Genomic DNA, 17,295 nt, shown 5'->3' with positions numbered 1-17,295 from the left:
TTTAACAAACTATATTATCTAACTAGTAAACGACGAATTTGCTTAATCTTTGAGCTGAGACTACCATCCAGCGTCTTGTGATTGGCATGGACGATAACCCCACCTAAAATTTCTGGATCAACCGCTTCGTTTAAGACCACATCAGTAGCCCCAAACCGCTTGGCCAGGTTGGCCTTCAATTGATCCCGTTGTTGTTTATCGAGTTGGATCGCTGTGACAACGTCGGCATGCATCCGCTTATTCTTAGCGTCATACCGCCGCTCAAACTCATCAATAATTGCGACCATGCAATCCATGCGGCCGTAATCAAAAAGCATTTGAATCAGGTTGGCAACGTACTTGGAAGCACCCTGCTTCAGATCCTGAACTAATGCCTTCTTTTCATCGAGTGATAATTGGACCCCCGCCAAGGCGGATTCCAAGTTCTCGTTATCCTCAAAGACTTGGCGCAAAGCAATCAATTCTTGATAAGTCGTGTCGAGTTCGTTGTCCTCATCGACCAATTCGAACAGTGCCCGGGCATAGCGTCCGGCTACCGTTTTCTTATCAAGACTCATGATCTACCAACCCTTCGATGTAGGAGTCGATCAATGCTTTTTGATCGTCTGCCTTTAATTCTTTTTGGATGAGTTTGGAAGCAATCTCAATAGATAAGTTTGCAACGTCATCCTTAGCACCATTCAGCGCATCGCGACGTGCTTGATCCGCATCCTTTTGTGCTTGTTGTTTAAGACTTTGCGCGTCGTTTTGCGCAGCCTCAACAATTTGTGCTCGTTGTGTTTCGGCTGACTTCTTGGCATTGCTTACGATGTCAGCAGCCTCTTGACGTGAATTTTGCAGTTCGGCTTGACGCTTGGCAGCCATCTTCTCGGCATTTTCCCGGGACTTGGCAGCATTGTCGATATCACTAGCAATCTTGTCGGCACGCTTCTTCATCATGTCGGTGACTGGTCCCCATGCAAAGTGCTTGACCAGCAGCATCAGGATAATGAAGGTTACAATGTAGAAAACAAGGTCCCCAATGTATAAACTGTTCGATTCAGCTAACACACTGTTCACAAACATCTATTGACACCTCCTTGTTTGTAAAAATCGAAAAGTGATTAACGATTACTTGTTCATAACAAGGAAGCCAATAACGATGGCGATGATAGGCATGGCTTCAATCAAACCAACACCAATGAACATCGTGGCCTGTAATCTACTCTGTAATTCTGGTTGACGTGCGATACTGTCAACAGTGTGTCCAATTAAGATACCATCACCGATACCACCACCGATGGCAGCACCCATAGCAGCGATACCTGCAGCAATTGCTCCTAATGCCATTTTAAAATTCCTCCTTAGAGATTATTATTCGGAAATCTTCCGAGAAATATAAACCGTCGTTAATGTTACAAAGACATACGCCTGGATTGAACCGATAAATACTGAGAATCCTTGCCAACAAAGCTCCAGGAGCAGTCCTGGGATAATGGTTAAGATACCATGTGAGAAGGCCATGTTTGCAATTAAACTCATTAACAGTTCACCGGCAAAAATGTTACCAAAGATACGAAGGCCCAGCGTCAAGAAGTTGGCGAAGTCTTCAATGATGTTAACTGGCAGCATCAGCGTAAATGGCTTAGCGTAGTTCTTTAAGTAACCGCCAAGACCGTTGTGTGCTACCCCAGCAAAGTGAGCCAGTGTCATTACCATCAGTGAGAAGGTCAACGTTACGACTGGATCCGCCGTAGGACTTCTAAGCACTTCCGCCCCATTCCAATGGAACTGGAACAGCAACCCGAATTGGTTAGCGAAGAAGATGAAGACGAACAAGACAAAGGCAAAGAAACTGTAATGGCCCTGTTCTTCAGCTGGCATCTGACTTCTGACGATCCCGTTCGTGAAATCAACTAACCATTCAAAGACGTTCTGCGCGCCGGTTGGTTTCATCTTGATCTTTCGTGACATCCCGTAAAGAGTGAAGAACACGATTGCGTAGATAATCAGTCCAGAAACAATGTTCGTTGTATTGAACGTGAGTCCGAAAAGCTTAAAAGTTAAAGCATCACCGCCCATTCATATTCCACCTCTTTCCTTATAACAAAAATTTGGCTTGTAAATTGGATGAACGTTGTGGAAAAAAACGTGTTAAGCCCAAGTTACGTCCACTAATATATCATTATTTAAGCAAAATTTCAAAAAATTTTAAGTTGTTCTAACCACTTGTTAAGCCTTGGGCGCCCTACTTTCGCGTCCTTTTTACTTCGATACAGTTTTAGGGATTTGTCTGATGAATAAACTTACTTGTTCTGTTCGCTAAAGGCCCGCTGTGGCAGGACCAGGTTCAGGATGATTCCGAGCACGGCAGCCACGGCCAACCCCGAGAACTGGTACTTGCCCAATTGCAGGTAGGCGTTCCCAATGCCGACGACCAGGATCACCGAGGAGATCATCAAATTGCGCTTAATATTAAAGTCAATCTGGTGCTCAATCATGACCCGCAACCCGCTGGAGGCAATGACCCCGAAGAGCAGGAAGGAAATCCCACCGATGACCGGTGACGGAATCGTTTCGATCAGGGCGCTGAGCTTGCCAATGAAGCTGAAGAAGATCGCGAAGGCGGCCGCCCCGGCCAGGACATAGACCGAGTGAACCCGGGTAATCGCCAGCACCCCAATGTTTTCACCATAGGAGGTCACCGGGGGCCCACCGACAAAGCCGGCAATGATCGAGGCCGTCCCGTCACCTGCCAGGGTGTGGTTGAGTCCCGGATCCTTGAAGTAGTTGCGATCGGTCAGTTCGTTGAGCACCATGATGTGGCCGAGGTGTTCGGTCATCGTCACGAAGGCAATCGGCGCCATGCTGAGGATCGCGCCCCAGTATAGCTGCGGCCGGTAGGTGACAAAGGGAACCTGGAAGTCCGGCAGGCTAAACCAGTAGGCCCGCATGACGGGAGTGAAGTCCACGATCCCGAAGAGGCAGGCAATCAAATAGCCCCCGACAATCCCCAGTAAAATCGGGATCAGACCCAAGAAGCCCTTGAAGTACATATTGAAGGCAATCGTGATCAGCATCGTCAGCATCGCCACGGCAAAAAATTTCAGGTCGTAGTGACCGGTCGCCGAATTGATGGTGGCATCCTTGGCGGCCGTGCTGGCCAGCGACAGGCCGATAACAACCACAATCGGGCCGACGATGATTGGCGGCAGGACCCGGTCGATCCAGGCCGAACCGATCCGGCTGACCACCAGCGCCACGATTAAGTAGACGCAGCCAACCGCCACGGTCCCCTGGGCAATCCCCGGGTAACCAGTGGTCTTCATCAGCGCCATCATCGGCACGACAAAGGAGAAACTCGATCCCATATAGGCTGGGATCTTGTGCTTGGTAATTAATAGATAGATTAGGGTTCCCACCCCAGAGCTAAACAGGGCGATTCCGGGATTTAAGCCCACCAGGATCGGCACCAGGACGGTAGAACCGAACATTGAAAACATGTGCTGCAGAGAAAGCCCCACCCACTGCGCGGGCCTCGGCTTCTCATCAACATCGAGTACGACATCGCGACGATGCGCCATTCTTTTCCCTCCTCAATTAAAAAGCAGCCTTGGGATCTCACCCAAAGCTGCACTCAAATTCGGCCATCTGCCGCTAATCATTTCACGCACCTTTGGGATCTCATGGGATCCCGCTTAAAGGTTTTTAATCGTTCTTATCATAGTTACTTGGGGACTGCTTGTCAACCAGGTGATTACGTCTCCTGGTCATCACCCAGGCGGTCATGGGCACCGTAATCAGCACGCCGATAAAGGAAACCAGGATCTCCAACATCTCGGCCACGAAGATCTTATTGTTCATGATCGTGCCCAGCGAGTAGTGAAGGCCGGCGAACCAAAGGAAGAGCGCCAAGAAGCCCCCGAAGACGCCGAAGAAAAGCGTGTTGAAGGTCGTGCCGATGATCTGGCGACCGATTGCCATCCCGCTGCCCATCAACCGGGCATTGGTGATCCTCGGATGGTTGTCGAGAACCTCGGTCAACCCGGAGGAGATCGCCATGGCGGCCTCGGCAATCGCCCCCAGCGTGCTGAGAACCATCACCGTCTCGGCCACCTTGAGGTAAGAGATGCCGATCAGGATCGACATCCCCTCCAGTTCGTCGCTGTCCTCGGTGCCAAAGCCCTGGACCATCGCCCAGTGCTCGATGCCGATGATGAACAGGATCAAAATCGCCAGAACGATCAGGGAAGCATAGAAGGCCGTCACCGTGGTGCGCAGGTCGTCCTCCCCCATGAAGATCGTCACGGCCAGGATAATCACCCCGGTCGTGGCCATTACAAACATCGGTGGGACGTGAAAGGCAATCAGCACCATTGCAAAGTAGAGGAAACCGAAGTTCAGCAGCAGGCTCCAAAATGCCGTCCACCCCTGCTTGCCACCAACAAGAATCATTAAAATCATTAATACCAGCCCGAGGGCCGTAATCGTCGTCACTTCGCTCGCCTCCCTAATAGCAGTGCCCCAAACGCGCTGACCAGCGGGATCGCCAGGACGATCCCAATCCCGCTGACCAGACTCTGAACCGTTCCCAGGCTCATGTTCATCGCGAAGGTATAGCCCCAGGAATTGCCGTTCTTAATGTAGAGCAGGCTAGACGTAAAGGTGTCGGCCATGAAAATCAGGAAGAGGACGTTGATCAGCGGTCCCATGATCGATTTACCGACGTTGCGCCCGGATATGAAGAGCTGGCGCGCACTCACCGTGGGTTCTAGCTGCTTAAGCTCAAAAAGGGTCGCAATGATGTCGCTGGATTCGTCCATCACCGCCCCCAACGATCCCAGGAGCGTTTCGGCCAAAAAGAGTGGCCGGGGGACCTGGGTGACGTACTGCATCGACTCGTAGTAGATCCCCCGCTCGTGGGTCCAGGCAAAGACCAGCAGACTGACTCCCAGGGCGGCAAAGGTCCCGATGACCGTCGCACTAAAGGTGGCCAGCATCTTCTTGCTGGGGCCCAGTACCAAAAGCAGGCTGACGAAGGCAAAGATGACCGTCAGGACGCTAAAGATGGGCAGCACGTGCTCCCCGTTCTCGTTCAGGTCCAGGGTAACTGCCGCCATAAAGAGCAGGGCGTTGACGATCACGCTCACCAGGGCCCAGGCGCCGGACCGGCCCATCATCAGCAGGAGCAGGGCCACGACCAGCCAGGCCAAGGTGACCAGGACCGTGTCCCGCTTGTAGCCGGCGATGTTAGCCGACAGGGTCCCCTTGTGCTGGTGCAGCTGGGTCAAGAAGACCTGGTCACCCACCCGGAAGCGCTGGTCCATCGGTTGGGAATCACTGTAGGTGTTGGACAGGGTGAGCCGCCGTCCCCGGTAGCGCCCGTTCATGATCACCGCCACCAAGCGCTGGTCATACTGGTGGTCAACATTTTTAAACTGGTCGCTGGTTCGGCGTGCCTTCCCCGTTTTGCTGACCCGGACGACCCTGGCGATTGGCTGGTGATAAAAGCGCTGGTTATGGGTGGTAAAGCCGATGCTAAGAATCCCAACCAGCACCAAAATCAGCAACAGCCAGCGGCGCTTTTTCAGCCACGATTTTTGAAACATTGCAAGACTTCCTTCTCAATTAACACTACCTGCCATTTTACTATTCCTAATCCAAGAGGAAAGCCTCTGGGGAAAATTTAAGGGCTTTATAAGTTTCGCAACAAGAAAAACGCCACCAAACTCAGTCATCCTGAATCTAGTGACGCAAAAATCATGAAATTACTTAGTACCGAAGAGCCGGTCACCGGCATCCCCAAGGCCAGGAACAATGTAGCCATCCTTGTTCAGGTGGTCATCAAGGCCCGCGGTGTAGATGTCGACGTCAGGATAGGCTTCACGAACGGCCTGAACCCCTTCCGGTGCGGCAACCAGGCAGGCGAACTTCATGTTCTTCTCCTGGCAGCCCCGCTTCTTCAGCGCTTCGATCGCCATCATGGCAGAACCACCGGTGGCCAGCATTGGGTCAACGATGAAGAGCTGCCGGTCCGTGATGTCGTTTGGCAGCTTAACGAAGTATTCGTGTGGCTTCAGGGTCTTCTCGTCCCGGTACATTCCAATGAAACCAATCTTGGCTGCCGGGATCAGGTCGGTCATCCCGTCGACCATGCCGAGACCAGCCCGCAGGATTGGGATGATGGCAACCTTCTTGCCGGCCAGTTCCTTTTGGGTCGTCTTGGCAATCGGGGTTTCAATCTCGACGTCCTTCAATGGCATGTCACGAGAAACCTCGTATGCCATCAGGGTCGAAATCTCCTTCACCGTTTCCCGGAAGAACTTGGTCCCCACGTTCTTGTCCCGAATCATTGTTAACTTGTGCTGGATCAATGGATGATCAATAACTTCAAACTTGCCCATGCCTTATACACACTCCTTTGAATTTCTCCCCTATTTTACCAAAAAAAGTGAGGGGTGACAAAACTTGTTTGCCAAACTCCTCACAATCTTTGCAAATGTTCATTTACTTGACCATGTCAGTACTAAAGTGGACCCCACCAGCCGACTTATTGAGCCGGTTCATGTAGGCGCCCCCTAGTCCCGTAGCGTCGAAGGCCTCGGTCACGATCGCCTTTACGTTGGGCTGGTCATCGAACTGACGCAGGCCGTCAAAGAGGCGGGCGCTGGCGTCCTTGACCCCGGTGCCAAGGGAGAACTGAATGGCGTTCATCGGCAGGGTGGTCTTCTGCAGGATTGAACCCTCGGCCATGATGCCGACGTCAAACGGTTGATCAGCAATCCACTTGATCACCTGAGCCCAGTCGGTTCCCTGGTCAACAATGTAAACCTGGGCATTCGGGGCGTAGTGCTTGTACTTCATCCCCGGTGCCTTCGGGGTTTCGTTTTTGCCGACCTTGTGGTGATTCAAATCGATTGAGCCGATCACCGCTTCGATATCCTTCTTGGTGACCGCCCCCGGCCGCAGGATAACCGGGGTAGCAGTTGACATGTCCAAGACGGTCGATTCAACCCCGACCCGCGTTGGTCCATTATCGAGAATCCCGGCAATCTTGCCGTGCAGGTCGTGGTAGACGTGCTGGGCCGTGGTCGGGCTCGGCTTGCCAGACGTGTTAGCGGACGGGCCAACCAGTGGAACCCCCGCCTTGGCAATCAGGTCCAGGGTCGGCTGGCAGTCCGGGAAGCGGAAGGCGACCGTGTTCAGGCCCCCCGTTACGGTCTTCGAGAGAACGTGCTTCTTGATCTTTAAGATGATCGTCAATGAACCGGGCCAAAACGCCTTCATCAACTTCCGTGCGTTGTCCGGAATTTCGGCCGCGTACTTTTCAACCATGGCCACCGAGTTGACGTGGACGATCAAGGGGTTGTCGCTCGGCCGGCCCTTTGCCAGGTAAACGTTCTTGACCGCGTCCTCGTTGGTTGCGTCCGCCCCGAGGCCGTACACCGTCTCGGTCGGAAAGGCCACGAGCTCGCCCCGTTTGATGGCGGCCGCCGCCTCGTCAATGTCACTCAACTGAAAAATCTTGGTATCCATTCTTGCTAATTTCCTCCTGCGCCTGAAAAATCCCATACGTGTATCATCCTCATCTTTCCAGCCACATCATGGCGCGTCTCAATCTTAGCCCGCTGATCGCAACGGTGCAACAGAGCCTGAATCGTTTTTTCCTGGTCATAGCCGGTCTCGCCGTACAGCTGACCATCTGCAGTCAGGTGGTCACCCGCCTGGTCAAAGAGGCGGTGGTAAAAGCCGAGACCGTGTTCGTCAGCAAACAGGGCCAGAGCAGGCTCATAGTCCAAAACCGCCTGATCCATCACACCAGTGTCCTGGTGATCGATGTAGGGCGGGTTGGTCACGATCAGGTCAAAGCGCTGGTCAGCAAGCGCCGCGAACAGGTCACTTGCCACCAATGGCAAATCCAGGCCAAAGCGGCGGCAGTTCTCCCTCGCCACCTCCAACGCGGCCGGGGAAACATCGCTCAGCGTCACCCGCCATTCGGGCCGTTCCAGTGCCAAAGTGATTCCGATCACTCCGCTGCCGGTGCCCAGGTCCAGTACCCGCAACGGCCGATTGGGCATTTTGGCGAGCACCCAGTCGACCAGTTCGGCAGTCTCTGCTTCGGGAACCAGCACCGCCGGGGTAACCTTGAAGTTTCGCCCGTAAAACGGCGCCTTCCCGGCAATGTACTGGGCCGGCTCATGCTTCAAGAGCCGTGCGACCGCCTCTTCAAACCAGTGCCACTCGGTTACCGGCATCTGATCGCGGTTATGCAGCAACAGGTGGGTGGCATCCCAGTCGTGACGCATTTGCAGCAAAAACTGCCCGGCACTTGGGTCAAGCTCGGTTCCCGTCAACTGCTCTTTGGCCCAGCGCTGGGCCGCAAAGTAGGTCCAGCTGCTGTTGCTATTCATTGCGCAGCTGTTCTAGCTTCTTGGTCTGGTCAGCAACGATCAGGGCCTCGATAATTTCATCGAGGTCACCGGCCATGATCTTGTCCAGCTTGTTTAAGGTCAAGCCGATCCGGTGATCCGTAACCCGGTTTTGCGGGTAGTTGTAGGTCCGAATCCGCTCTGAACGATCACCGGTCCCGATGGCATCCTTCCGCTTCTGGTCGTAGGCGCTCTGTTCCTTTTGCTGGTAGTAATCGTAGACCCGCGACTTCAAAATCCGCATGGCCTTAGCCCGGTTTTGCTGCTGGGACCGCTCATCCTGCATGGCAACGACGATCCCGGTTGGCAGGTGGGTCATCCGGACAGCTGAAGAGGTCTTGTTGACGTGCTGACCACCGGCACCACTGGAACGGTAAACGTCAACCCGGATGTCCTTAGGATCCAGTTCCACGTCCACGTCCTCGGCTTCGGGCATGACTCCGACCGTCGCCGTCGAGGTGTGCACCCGGCCGGCCGATTCGGTCACCGGCACCCGCTGAACCCGGTGGGCGCCGTTTTCAAACTTCAGCTTCGAGTAAACCTTGTCCCCGGTGATCATCAGAGCGATTTCCTTGAAGCCACCGACCTCGGTTTCGTTCTTATCAACGACTTCGACCTTCCAGCCCTGGCGTTCAGCGTAGTGGAGGTACATGTTGTAAAGGTCGGCCGCAAACAGGCTGGCCTCGTCCCCACCGGCGGCACCGCGGATTTCCATGATGATGTTCTTGTCATCGTTTGGATCCTTTGGAATCAGGAGCATTTCTAGTTCCTTTTCCAGCTTGGCCTGCTTGTCCTTAGCCTCGCTCAGTTCATCCTTGGTCAAGGCGGTCAGGTCCGGATCGTCGGATTCCCGCAGCAGTTCCTCGTCACCCTGAATCGTCTCGGTGACCTGCTTGTATTCGTTGTACTTTTCAACCGTTTCACGCAGGCTTCCCTCTTCCTTGGAGAGCTTCATAAAGCGTTGCGAGTCAGCAATCACTTCCGGATCGCTGATCAGTTCGTTCAGCTCGTCGTAACGGTCGGCAACCGCCTGGAGCTTATCGAAGATGTCTTTCATTTCCATCGGTCTGTTTTCCTCCTATTGTTGGTCTAATTGGGGATGGAAGTAGTGCTTGCGGCAAACCGGGTAGTAGGACTCGTTGCCACCGATCTGCACCTGCTCCCCCTCGTACACGGGCTTGCCATCGTGGATGCGCAGATTCATCGTTGCCTTGTGCGGGCAGAACCAGCAGATAGTCTTCATCTCCTCGATCTTGTCGGCATAGATCAGCAGGTACTTGGAACCCTCAAATAGTTCATTTCGAAAGTCGTTCTTCAGCCCAAAGGTCATCACCGGGATGTCCAGTTCATCGACAATCTTGATCAGCTGGAGAACGTGGTGCTTCTTCAAAAACTGGGCCTCGTCGATCAAAACGCAGTAGACGGGGTGGTCAATCTGCTTGACGTACTCGTAAATGTCGGTGTCGTCCATCACCGGGGTCACCCGCCGCTTCAGGCCAATCCGACTGGCGATCACTCCCTGGCCGGACCGGTTATCGATCCCGCTGGTCATTAAGACGACCGGCTTGCCCTGCTCCTCATAGTTGTGGGCAACCTTCAGGATATCGATTGATTTGCCAGAATTCATTGCGCCGTACTTGAAAAATAACTGTGCCACGATGCGTGCTCCTTTTTATTGCATAGTACTCTTCATTATATCGAAAATTCAAATGCTTTTAAATACTTCGCTCTTTCCGGCACGACCTCACAAATCGATTTAGGCGGAAAGCTTTCATTTTTCATCCATAAAGATTAAAATTAAACGGTATTTAATCTCTATTAAGAAAGGAACTGTTTCGATGTCAATTCGAAGTTCATTCGCTGAATTTGCCGGACGCTCCAGCTACTGGTTCCTCCACACCTTCATGCATGGTGGCAGCTCGCTTCCCGGCAAATTAACCCTCAAATTGGATCCCAACATCCTCCAGGCATTTAGTAAAAAATATGACCTGATCATCATCACCGGGACCAACGGCAAGACGCTGACCACCGCGCTCAGTGTTCGGGTTCTCCGGGAACGTTACGACCAGGTGCTGACCAACCCAACCGGTTCGAACATGGAACAAGGAATCGTCACGACCTTCATCACGGCACCCCGTTCGCACAAGAAGGGACTGGCCGTGCTCGAAGTCGACGAAGCTAACGTACCGATTGTCTGCCAGTACATTACCCCGAAGGCCTTCGTCTTTACCAACATCTTCCGCGATCAGATGGACCGCTACGGTGAAATCTACACCACCTACAACAAGATTCTGCGCGGGGTCAAGATGGCACCTAAGGCCACGATCATTGCCAATGGTGACGAGCAGCTCTTCCACAGCAAGGACCTACCCAACCCGATCATTTACTACGGGTTCAATCACGAGCACCACCCAGCCTTCAGCGCTCCGGCCAACACCGATGGTCTGCTCTGTCCAAAGTGCCAGCACATTCTCAAGTACCACATGCGGACCTATGCCGGGCTGGGCGACTACTTCTGCCCACACTGTGGTTTCCACCGACCGGCTTTGACCTACGCTGTCACTAAGATTGACAAGCTGACCCCGACCAATTCAATCTTTGAAATCGACGGCCAGCAGTACACCATCGGGATCGGTGGGCTCTACAATATTTACAACGCCCTGGCCGCCTACTCACTGGGCCGCTTTCTCGGCGTCAACCAGGAACAGATCAAGCACGCCTTTGAATCCGACGAGCGGGTCTTCGGGCGCCAGGAAATCATCGACGTTGACGGCAAGCAGGTTACAATCATCCTGGTCAAGAATCCGGTCGGCTTAAACCAGGTCCTGGACATGATCGAAACCGACCCCAAGCCGTTTTCCTTTGCTTTCCTGCTCAACGCCAACTACGCTGACGGGATCGACACCAGCTGGATCTGGGACGGCAACTTTGAAAAGCTCAGCCAGCACCCGATTCCGCAGTACATGACCGGGGGTGAACGCTACAAGGACATTACGACCCGCCTGACGATGGCCGGGATTGACAACGTTTGGCACGAGCCCGACCTGACCCACGTGATCGACAAAATCAAGCAGATGCCGACTGAGCACGTCTACATTCTGGCCACCTACACGGCCATGCTGCAGCTGCGCAAACTGTTGGCGGAAAAGAATTACTTGAAGAAAGGCGGTATGGACTAATGGCAAAGTATCACTTACGACTCGCCCATCTTTACGGCGACCTGCTCAACACCTACAGTGACGTTGGCAACATCATTGCCCTGCGCTACTATGCCAAGCAGATGGATGCCGACATCGCCGTTGAGGTCATCAGCATCGATAACGACTTTGATCCCGACCGCTTCGACCTTGCCCTCTTCGGCGGTGGCCAGGACTACGAGCAGCTCGTGGTCTCTCACGACCTGCCAAACAAGAAGGCCGGAATCGACAAGTTCATCAACGAAAACAAGCCCTTCCTGGCAATCTGCGGGGGCTACCAGTTGCTTGGTCACTACTACATCGGTGCAAACGGTGAAAAGATTCCCGGCCTGGGCATCCTTGATCACTACACCCTGAGCCAGGACAACAATCGTTTCATCGGCGACATCACAATCAAGAACCCCGAAAACGGCCAGGAATACCACGGCTTTGAGAATCACAACGGCCGCACCTTTATCGGTAAGAGCGAGAAGCCGTTGGGGATGGTCATCTCCGGTCACGGCAACAACGGTGAGGACCACACCGAGGGGGCAATTTACAAGTCGACCTACTGCTCGTACTTCCATGGGCCAATCCTGACCCGAAACGGTGAAATCGCTAAGACCCTCCTCCTGCGGGCATTGAAGAACAAGTACCCGGACGAGGACTTCAGCCGGCAGGAAGCGCTCAAGATCCAGCCGACGTTTTAGGAAGGAGGCAACTTTGGAATCAATCTTTCTCTTCGGCCTCACGATTGCTTTTCTGGTGGAGAGCTTCTACGAGACCCGTTTGTACATGCTCTTTCAGGTGATCGTCCAGCGCTTCCCCCAGTTCACCCAGAATAAGCGCCTGACCCGGATCATGCGGGTGGAGCAAACCTGGAACTGGCTGTCCTGGGTATTGCTGATTGCCCTGATTTTGCTGCCAAATCACTACACGATCCTCCTGATCAGCGTCATTACCCTGATCGAAACAATCATTGTTTTTGAGATGGACCGGATTAGGTCCCAGTTAAATCAACCCAAATAAAAAAGATCGCAAATCATTTTTCGATTTGCGATCTTTTGTTTTATGTGAAACTGGCGATTAGCCAACCTTGATCGTGCCGTTAGCAACGAGCCAGATGGCAACAACGGACAGTGCCAGAATCAATACCATGACGCACTTTTCGGCAGTGGTCATCTTGTGGTTGTTTTCCTTGCATGCCAGGTAGTAGATGTAGAAGCCTGGGATGAAACTGATGGAAACCAGCAGAACTTCTTGCCAACCAGCAAGGAACATGCAGGCAAGCATGAAGGCAGCGGAAAGCAGACCAATCGTGAATTGACCCCATTCACCGTGTTCCTGACTGTACTTCATCTGGTAAAGACCAACGAAGAGGTAGGAGAACAGGATAGCGGCAGAACAAAGTGAGTAAGCAAATTCGTATGCCTGTTGGGTGAACAGCAGTGAGAACAGGAAGATCGTCTGCAGAACACCAGTGATCATCAGAGAAGCCGTTGGGGCGTTCTTGGAGTTGGTGTCACCCCACAGCTTTGGCATTGCGTGGTCTTCGGCAACCAGCATGGTCGTTTCAGCTGGCAGCATCGTCCAGGACAGCCAGGAAACGATGGTGGAGATGATCAGACCGATGTTGATCAGAACGGAGCCCCAGGTACCAACAGTCATTTGCAGAACGTGACCAATGGCAGGCTGACCCATTGAGGCTAATTGTGCACGAGTCAGAACACCGTAAGGCAGAACGGAAATCATAACGTAGATCAATACTAAGAGGCCGAAACTAATCAGGGTTGCTGATTGAGCATCTGAACGGGACTTAGCACGGTGGGCCATAACGGAGGCACCTTCAACCCCGATAAATACCCAGATCAGCGTCATCAGGGTACCCTTCATCTGTGTCCAAGTAGAACCGGTCGTGGTCCCCTTGGAAGCATTGTTGGCTACCCGGCCCCAGAAGTCGGCAGTGAACATGCCGCTCTTGAAGCTGACGATCATGATGATGATGAAAATAACCAGTGGTACAACCTTGCAGATCGTCCCAATCATGTTGACGAAGGAGGCCGTTTCAACACCGTTGTTAACCAGGATAGTCAGTAACCAGCAGAAAATAATAGCTACAATGATCGATGGAACGTTCTGACCACCCTTGAACATTGGGAAGAAGGTCCCGATTGATGCCATCAGCATCGTGGCGAAGGCGATGTTCCCCAGCCATGCAGACAGCCAGTAGGACCAACCGGAAATAAATTCACCCATTGGACCGAAACCTGCGCCGGCGTATGAGAAAATCCCGGCTTCCAGGTCTGGACGCTTAGCACCCAGGTTGTTCAATGAAAGAACCAACATCAAGAAACCTAAACCTGCAAATACCCAGGCCAGAAGAGCTGGACCTGGTGCAGCGGCAGCTGAGACATCACTAGTAATCCCAAAAATCCCAGTACCGATACATGAACTAACAATCAGGGCAATCAATTCGCCCTTGCCGATACCTTTTTTCTCAGTATCCATGTTATCCCCTCATTTCTACACAATTCGTGTGTTAATGTGCTTTGCAATCAAGTTATAAACCAGCTTGGCGTCCGCGTTATCCTTGCTAATGATAATCAGCGTGTCATTGCCGGCTAAGGTCCCCACGACCTCCGGAATATCGAGTTCATCGAACATCCCCGCTAAAATCGTGGCGTAGCTAGAGTTCAGCGCGGTCTTCACAACGTTTAAGAACTGGACCGTCTCGATTGTCCGAACATTATCGTGAATGCCCTGGTACAAACGATTGAAGTCGTGTTCCGGTGCCAGGTGGAGCTGGACATAGTAGGTATGTCCCTGCCCGTCGTTGGCCTTAACGATGTTTAAGGCGTGAATGTCCCGAGAGATTGTTGCTTGAGTAGTCTCGACCCCGGCCTCTGTAAGGAGTCGCAGCAACTCATCCTGCGTTTCAATCTTTCGATCATTAACTAGCTGTTCAATAAATTTTCGTCTCGCTTTTCGATCCATCCTGGGTCCCTCGCAATAAAGTGATTACATCATTCATAATACTAGAAAAAGCAGCAAAATTATACCCTCTGGTCCCATCTGTCAATGAGTCACCGGATAAACTTGCTGCTTTTAATTTAACTTAAATTACTTATCAAGATCTTCACGAACAAGTGGGCAGGACATGCAACGCGGACCACCACGACCACGTGATAATTCACTTGACCGAACCTCATGAACGAGAATTCCGTGCTTGCGCAGCAAATCATTTGATACATAGTTCCGGTCATAAGTTACAACTTCACCTGGAGCGATCGTCAAGGTGTTGGAACCATCATTCCACTGTTCACGTGGAGCAACAATTGGGTCACCGTTACCAGTTGGAATCAGGTCGATTTCTGGCTTGTCCAGTGCTTCTTCCAGAACCTTCTTCAGGTCGGTGCGGTGCTGAATTTCAACGTCCCCATCCTTGCCTGGGTGCAGGATGTAGGTGTCAACTTGGCCATCATCGTCCAGGATTTGCGGGTGAACAGTGAATTGGTCGTAGTTGATCATCGTGAAGACGGTGTCAAGGTGCATCATTGCGTGGTTGTGTGGAATGTGAATAGCAATAACAGTGTCGTAGTTGGAGTCCTTGAAGAGGTTCCGTGCGATGTCCATGATTGCGTCTGCAGAAGTCCGTTGAGAAATTCCGATTGCAAATACGTGGTCACTGAGAACTAATTCGTCCCCACCTTCAATCCGGGTGTCGTGGTAACGATCACGCCATACATGAACACCCTTGTTGGCAAAGCGTGGGTTGTACTTGATGATGTATTCAGTGAAGAGAGATTCACGTTGACGAGCCTTGAAGGTCATGTGGTTGATGGTAATACCGTCACCAATTGAAGCTTGTGGGTCACGCGTGAAGTAGGCGTTTGGCATTGGGTCCATGAAGAATGGGTAGTCAGCGTCTTCGGCCATTTCAGCAAGTGAAACGAACTTAACGTCAATTTCATCCTTCCGTACACCGGCAATGATCTTGTCAACCATTGCCTGAGTGTCCATACCCAACAGGTATTCCTTCAGTGCGTCGTGAACGGCACCAGCTGCGTAGCCAGATTCAGCCAGCATCGTTTCAAGGAATTTTTCCTTAACCTGGCTGTCTTGCAGTGCTTCTGCGGCTAACTTGGCGAAGTATAATACCTCGATGCCTTGCTTGCGCAGGGTGTCTGCAAAGAAGTCGTGTTCTTCTTGTGCAATTGGCAGGTATGGGATGTCATCAACCAGCATCCGGTGAAGGATGTCCGGGTACACGTTTTCAATTTCGTGACCTGGTCGGTGAAGCATAACTGTCTTCAGCTTTCCAATTTCAGATGTTACATGAATTGGACTTTGCATATACAATCACTCCTTTAAGAGATTCACTTGATTACGTATTCTATCTTATCATAAATGTAACCGTTGTCAAATCCCTATTTAACAGTCATTTGTGTACTTATGCAGCTAAGTGTATCAATTTAAACAGCCGCCCTCATTTTATGCAGTTTGTCAAGGATGATTGAATAATCCGCAAGCCGGTATGCATAGGGATTGAATAATAATTTCACAAAGTTTTTTAAAAAGCGCCTTTTTCCCGCAGATAGGTTGCGAAGACCTGGTCCCGCCGATCCAGGTAGGCCTGGTTTTGTGCCGTTGGGTGGACCCGGTTGGACAAGAAGATAAAGCCCTGATCGGTTTGCTTATCCAAAACCAGCCAGGTACCGGTAAAACCGGTATGGCTGATCAGCGGGTGGCCATCTCGCGGATCGTGAAAAAGTTTCCAGCCTAGCGAGCGGCTATGCGGACCGGGAATCGGTGTTTGGTCTGCAAACATGGCGGCCACAATCGCCGGCTTCAAGAGGTTGCCCAGGTCATTTTCAATCAGCTGCCGGGCAAAGATTCGCAAATCGGCCAGGCTAGCAAAGAGTCCCGCGCACCCGCAGTCGGCACCGAGAATGTACCCCTTGGGATCGTGAACCTGGCCCCTGATCAGTCCCCGGCCGGATTGAATCTCCGTTGGCACCGCTAGTTCTGGCTGCGGATGAAAGGTGGCGGTTGGCAACCCTAATGGCCGCAGAATCTGTTGGGCAATCACTTCCTGGACCGGCGCCTTGCACAGCCGCCCAATAATCCACCCCAGGTAAAGGTAATTGACGTCGGCATAGCGAATCTGCCGATTAAGGGTATCGTCGACGTGCTGCTGGGTCAAAAAGGCCCGCTTAAGCTCCGGTGCGGAAAGTTCATTGCGGTGGGGAATATAACCAGTGATTCCGGAGGTGTGGGTTAAGAGGTTGCGAATCGTTGGCCGGGGGTCGGTGAACTCCGGCAGGTACTCTTGCACCGGATCATCCAAGCCCAGTCGTCCCTGCTGCAATAACAGTGCCACGAACGGCACCGTTCCCACCACCTTGGTCAGCGAGGCCAGGTCATAGAGCATCCCCGGTCGCAACGGCTCCCGGTGGGGCTGCAGCTCGGCCATGCCACGAACGGCTGAGTATTCCTGTTCTCCATCAAAGATGAGGTAGGTCATTCCCGGGACAACTCCATCATCAACCATGGCGTTGAGCTGCCCGATTGTTTGCGCGTATTTTTTCATATTATATTTGCTCCTTATTATTGGTTGCTTTCATTATTATAACGACAAACCAACCATAAGCAATTTCCCGGGAAATAAAACGACGGCCACGACAAGTTGGTGGCTGTCGTGGCCGTCGTTT

The 17,295-nt window shown here is 52.2% G+C and carries 19 protein-coding genes; 3 read left to right on the top strand and 16 right to left on the bottom strand.

Annotation, left to right across the window (positions count from 1 at the left end):
• Positions 1-14: 14 nt before the first annotated feature.
• The 12 genes from atpH to LKE23_RS10365 form a co-directional block, all read right to left on the bottom strand.
• Positions 15-557, bottom strand: a complete 543-nt coding sequence (gene atpH, locus LKE23_RS10420; RefSeq protein WP_291977270.1) for an ATP synthase F1 subunit delta — start codon at positions 555-557, stop codon at positions 15-17.
• Positions 547-1,065, bottom strand: a complete 519-nt coding sequence (atpF, locus tag LKE23_RS10415) for a F0F1 ATP synthase subunit B (protein WP_267200973.1) — start codon at positions 1,063-1,065, stop codon at positions 547-549. The genes atpH and atpF overlap by 11 nt, the downstream gene beginning before the upstream one ends.
• Positions 1,066-1,110: 45 nt before the next feature.
• On the bottom strand, positions 1,111-1,329 hold the full coding sequence (atpE, locus tag LKE23_RS10410; RefSeq protein ID WP_267200975.1) for a F0F1 ATP synthase subunit C: 219 nt from the start codon (positions 1,327-1,329) through the stop codon (positions 1,111-1,113).
• A gap of 24 nt (positions 1,330-1,353) precedes the next feature.
• Positions 1,354-2,061 (bottom strand): F0F1 ATP synthase subunit A, encoded by a 708-nt coding sequence (atpB, locus tag LKE23_RS10405; protein ID WP_267200977.1) that lies wholly within the window; start codon positions 2,059-2,061, stop codon positions 1,354-1,356.
• A 224-nt stretch (positions 2,062-2,285) separates the two neighbouring features.
• On the bottom strand, positions 2,286-3,563 hold the full coding sequence (locus LKE23_RS10400; protein ID WP_291977269.1) for a solute carrier family 23 protein: 1,278 nt from the start codon (positions 3,561-3,563) through the stop codon (positions 2,286-2,288).
• 124 nt (positions 3,564-3,687) lie between these two features.
• Positions 3,688-4,476 carry a YibE/F family protein gene (locus tag LKE23_RS10395; protein WP_291977267.1) on the bottom strand — a complete coding sequence of 263 codons (789 nt, stop codon included), beginning with the start codon at positions 4,474-4,476 and terminating at the stop codon, positions 3,688-3,690.
• Positions 4,473-5,588 carry a YibE/F family protein gene (locus tag LKE23_RS10390; protein WP_291977266.1) on the bottom strand — a complete coding sequence of 372 codons (1,116 nt, stop codon included), beginning with the start codon at positions 5,586-5,588 and terminating at the stop codon, positions 4,473-4,475. The genes LKE23_RS10395 and LKE23_RS10390 overlap by 4 nt, the downstream gene beginning before the upstream one ends.
• A gap of 159 nt (positions 5,589-5,747) precedes the next feature.
• On the bottom strand, positions 5,748-6,383 hold the full coding sequence (gene upp / locus LKE23_RS10385) for a uracil phosphoribosyltransferase (protein ID WP_291977265.1): 636 nt from the start codon (positions 6,381-6,383) through the stop codon (positions 5,748-5,750).
• Between the two features lie 103 nt (positions 6,384-6,486).
• Positions 6,487-7,515, bottom strand: coding sequence for an L-threonylcarbamoyladenylate synthase (locus tag LKE23_RS10380; protein WP_291977264.1), 1,029 nt, complete (start codon positions 7,513-7,515; stop codon positions 6,487-6,489).
• A 5-nt stretch (positions 7,516-7,520) separates the two neighbouring features.
• On the bottom strand, positions 7,521-8,390 hold the full coding sequence (gene prmC, locus LKE23_RS10375; RefSeq protein WP_291977263.1) for a peptide chain release factor N(5)-glutamine methyltransferase: 870 nt from the start codon (positions 8,388-8,390) through the stop codon (positions 7,521-7,523).
• On the bottom strand, positions 8,383-9,465 hold the full coding sequence (prfA, locus tag LKE23_RS10370) for a peptide chain release factor 1 (RefSeq protein WP_267201016.1): 1,083 nt from the start codon (positions 9,463-9,465) through the stop codon (positions 8,383-8,385). The genes prmC and prfA overlap by 8 nt, the downstream gene beginning before the upstream one ends.
• Before the next feature lie 21 nt (positions 9,466-9,486).
• Positions 9,487-10,065, bottom strand: coding sequence for a thymidine kinase (locus LKE23_RS10365; protein ID WP_267200984.1), 579 nt, complete (start codon positions 10,063-10,065; stop codon positions 9,487-9,489).
• A 181-nt stretch (positions 10,066-10,246) separates the two neighbouring features.
• On the opposite strand from LKE23_RS10365, the gene LKE23_RS10360 reads away from it, so the two are divergent.
• The 3 genes from LKE23_RS10360 to LKE23_RS10350 are packed head-to-tail and all read left to right on the top strand — an operon-like array spanning position 10,247 to position 12,613.
• Entirely contained in the window at positions 10,247-11,587 is a 1,341-nt protein-coding gene (locus tag LKE23_RS10360) for a Mur ligase family protein (protein WP_291977262.1), read from the top strand.
• Complete coding sequence (locus LKE23_RS10355; protein WP_291977261.1) at positions 11,587-12,294, top strand: type 1 glutamine amidotransferase; 708 nt, start codon at positions 11,587-11,589, stop codon at positions 12,292-12,294. Before LKE23_RS10360 ends, LKE23_RS10355 begins: the two co-directional genes overlap by 1 nt.
• 13 nt (positions 12,295-12,307) lie before the next feature.
• Positions 12,308-12,613 carry a hypothetical protein gene (locus LKE23_RS10350; RefSeq protein ID WP_291977260.1) on the top strand — a complete coding sequence of 102 codons (306 nt, stop codon included), beginning with the start codon at positions 12,308-12,310 and terminating at the stop codon, positions 12,611-12,613.
• A gap of 57 nt (positions 12,614-12,670) precedes the next feature.
• Here LKE23_RS10350 and LKE23_RS10345 read toward each other — a convergent pair whose 3' ends face one another.
• From LKE23_RS10345 to LKE23_RS10330, 4 genes are all read right to left on the bottom strand, one after another.
• A complete protein-coding gene (locus LKE23_RS10345; RefSeq protein WP_291977259.1) occupies positions 12,671-14,092 on the bottom strand; it encodes a basic amino acid/polyamine antiporter in 1,422 nt (473 codons plus the stop codon).
• Positions 14,093-14,107: 15 nt separating this feature from the next.
• Positions 14,108-14,578: an arginine repressor gene (locus tag LKE23_RS10340; protein ID WP_267200989.1), complete on the bottom strand. Its 471-nt coding sequence runs from the start codon at positions 14,576-14,578 to the stop codon at positions 14,108-14,110.
• 126 nt (positions 14,579-14,704) lie between these two features.
• Positions 14,705-15,937, bottom strand: coding sequence for an arginine deiminase (gene arcA / locus LKE23_RS10335; protein WP_267200990.1), 1,233 nt, complete (start codon positions 15,935-15,937; stop codon positions 14,705-14,707).
• Positions 15,938-16,154: 217 nt separating this feature from the next.
• Positions 16,155-17,174 carry a serine hydrolase domain-containing protein gene (locus LKE23_RS10330; RefSeq protein WP_291977258.1) on the bottom strand — a complete coding sequence of 340 codons (1,020 nt, stop codon included), beginning with the start codon at positions 17,172-17,174 and terminating at the stop codon, positions 16,155-16,157.
• Positions 17,175-17,295: the final 121 nt, after the last annotated feature.

This window comes from Limosilactobacillus sp. (genome assembly GCF_022482365.1).
Lineage (GTDB): Bacteria > Bacillota > Bacilli > Lactobacillales > Lactobacillaceae > Limosilactobacillus.
Note: the sequence above shows the minus strand (reverse complement) of the source record. Positions and strands in the feature narration are given on the sequence as shown.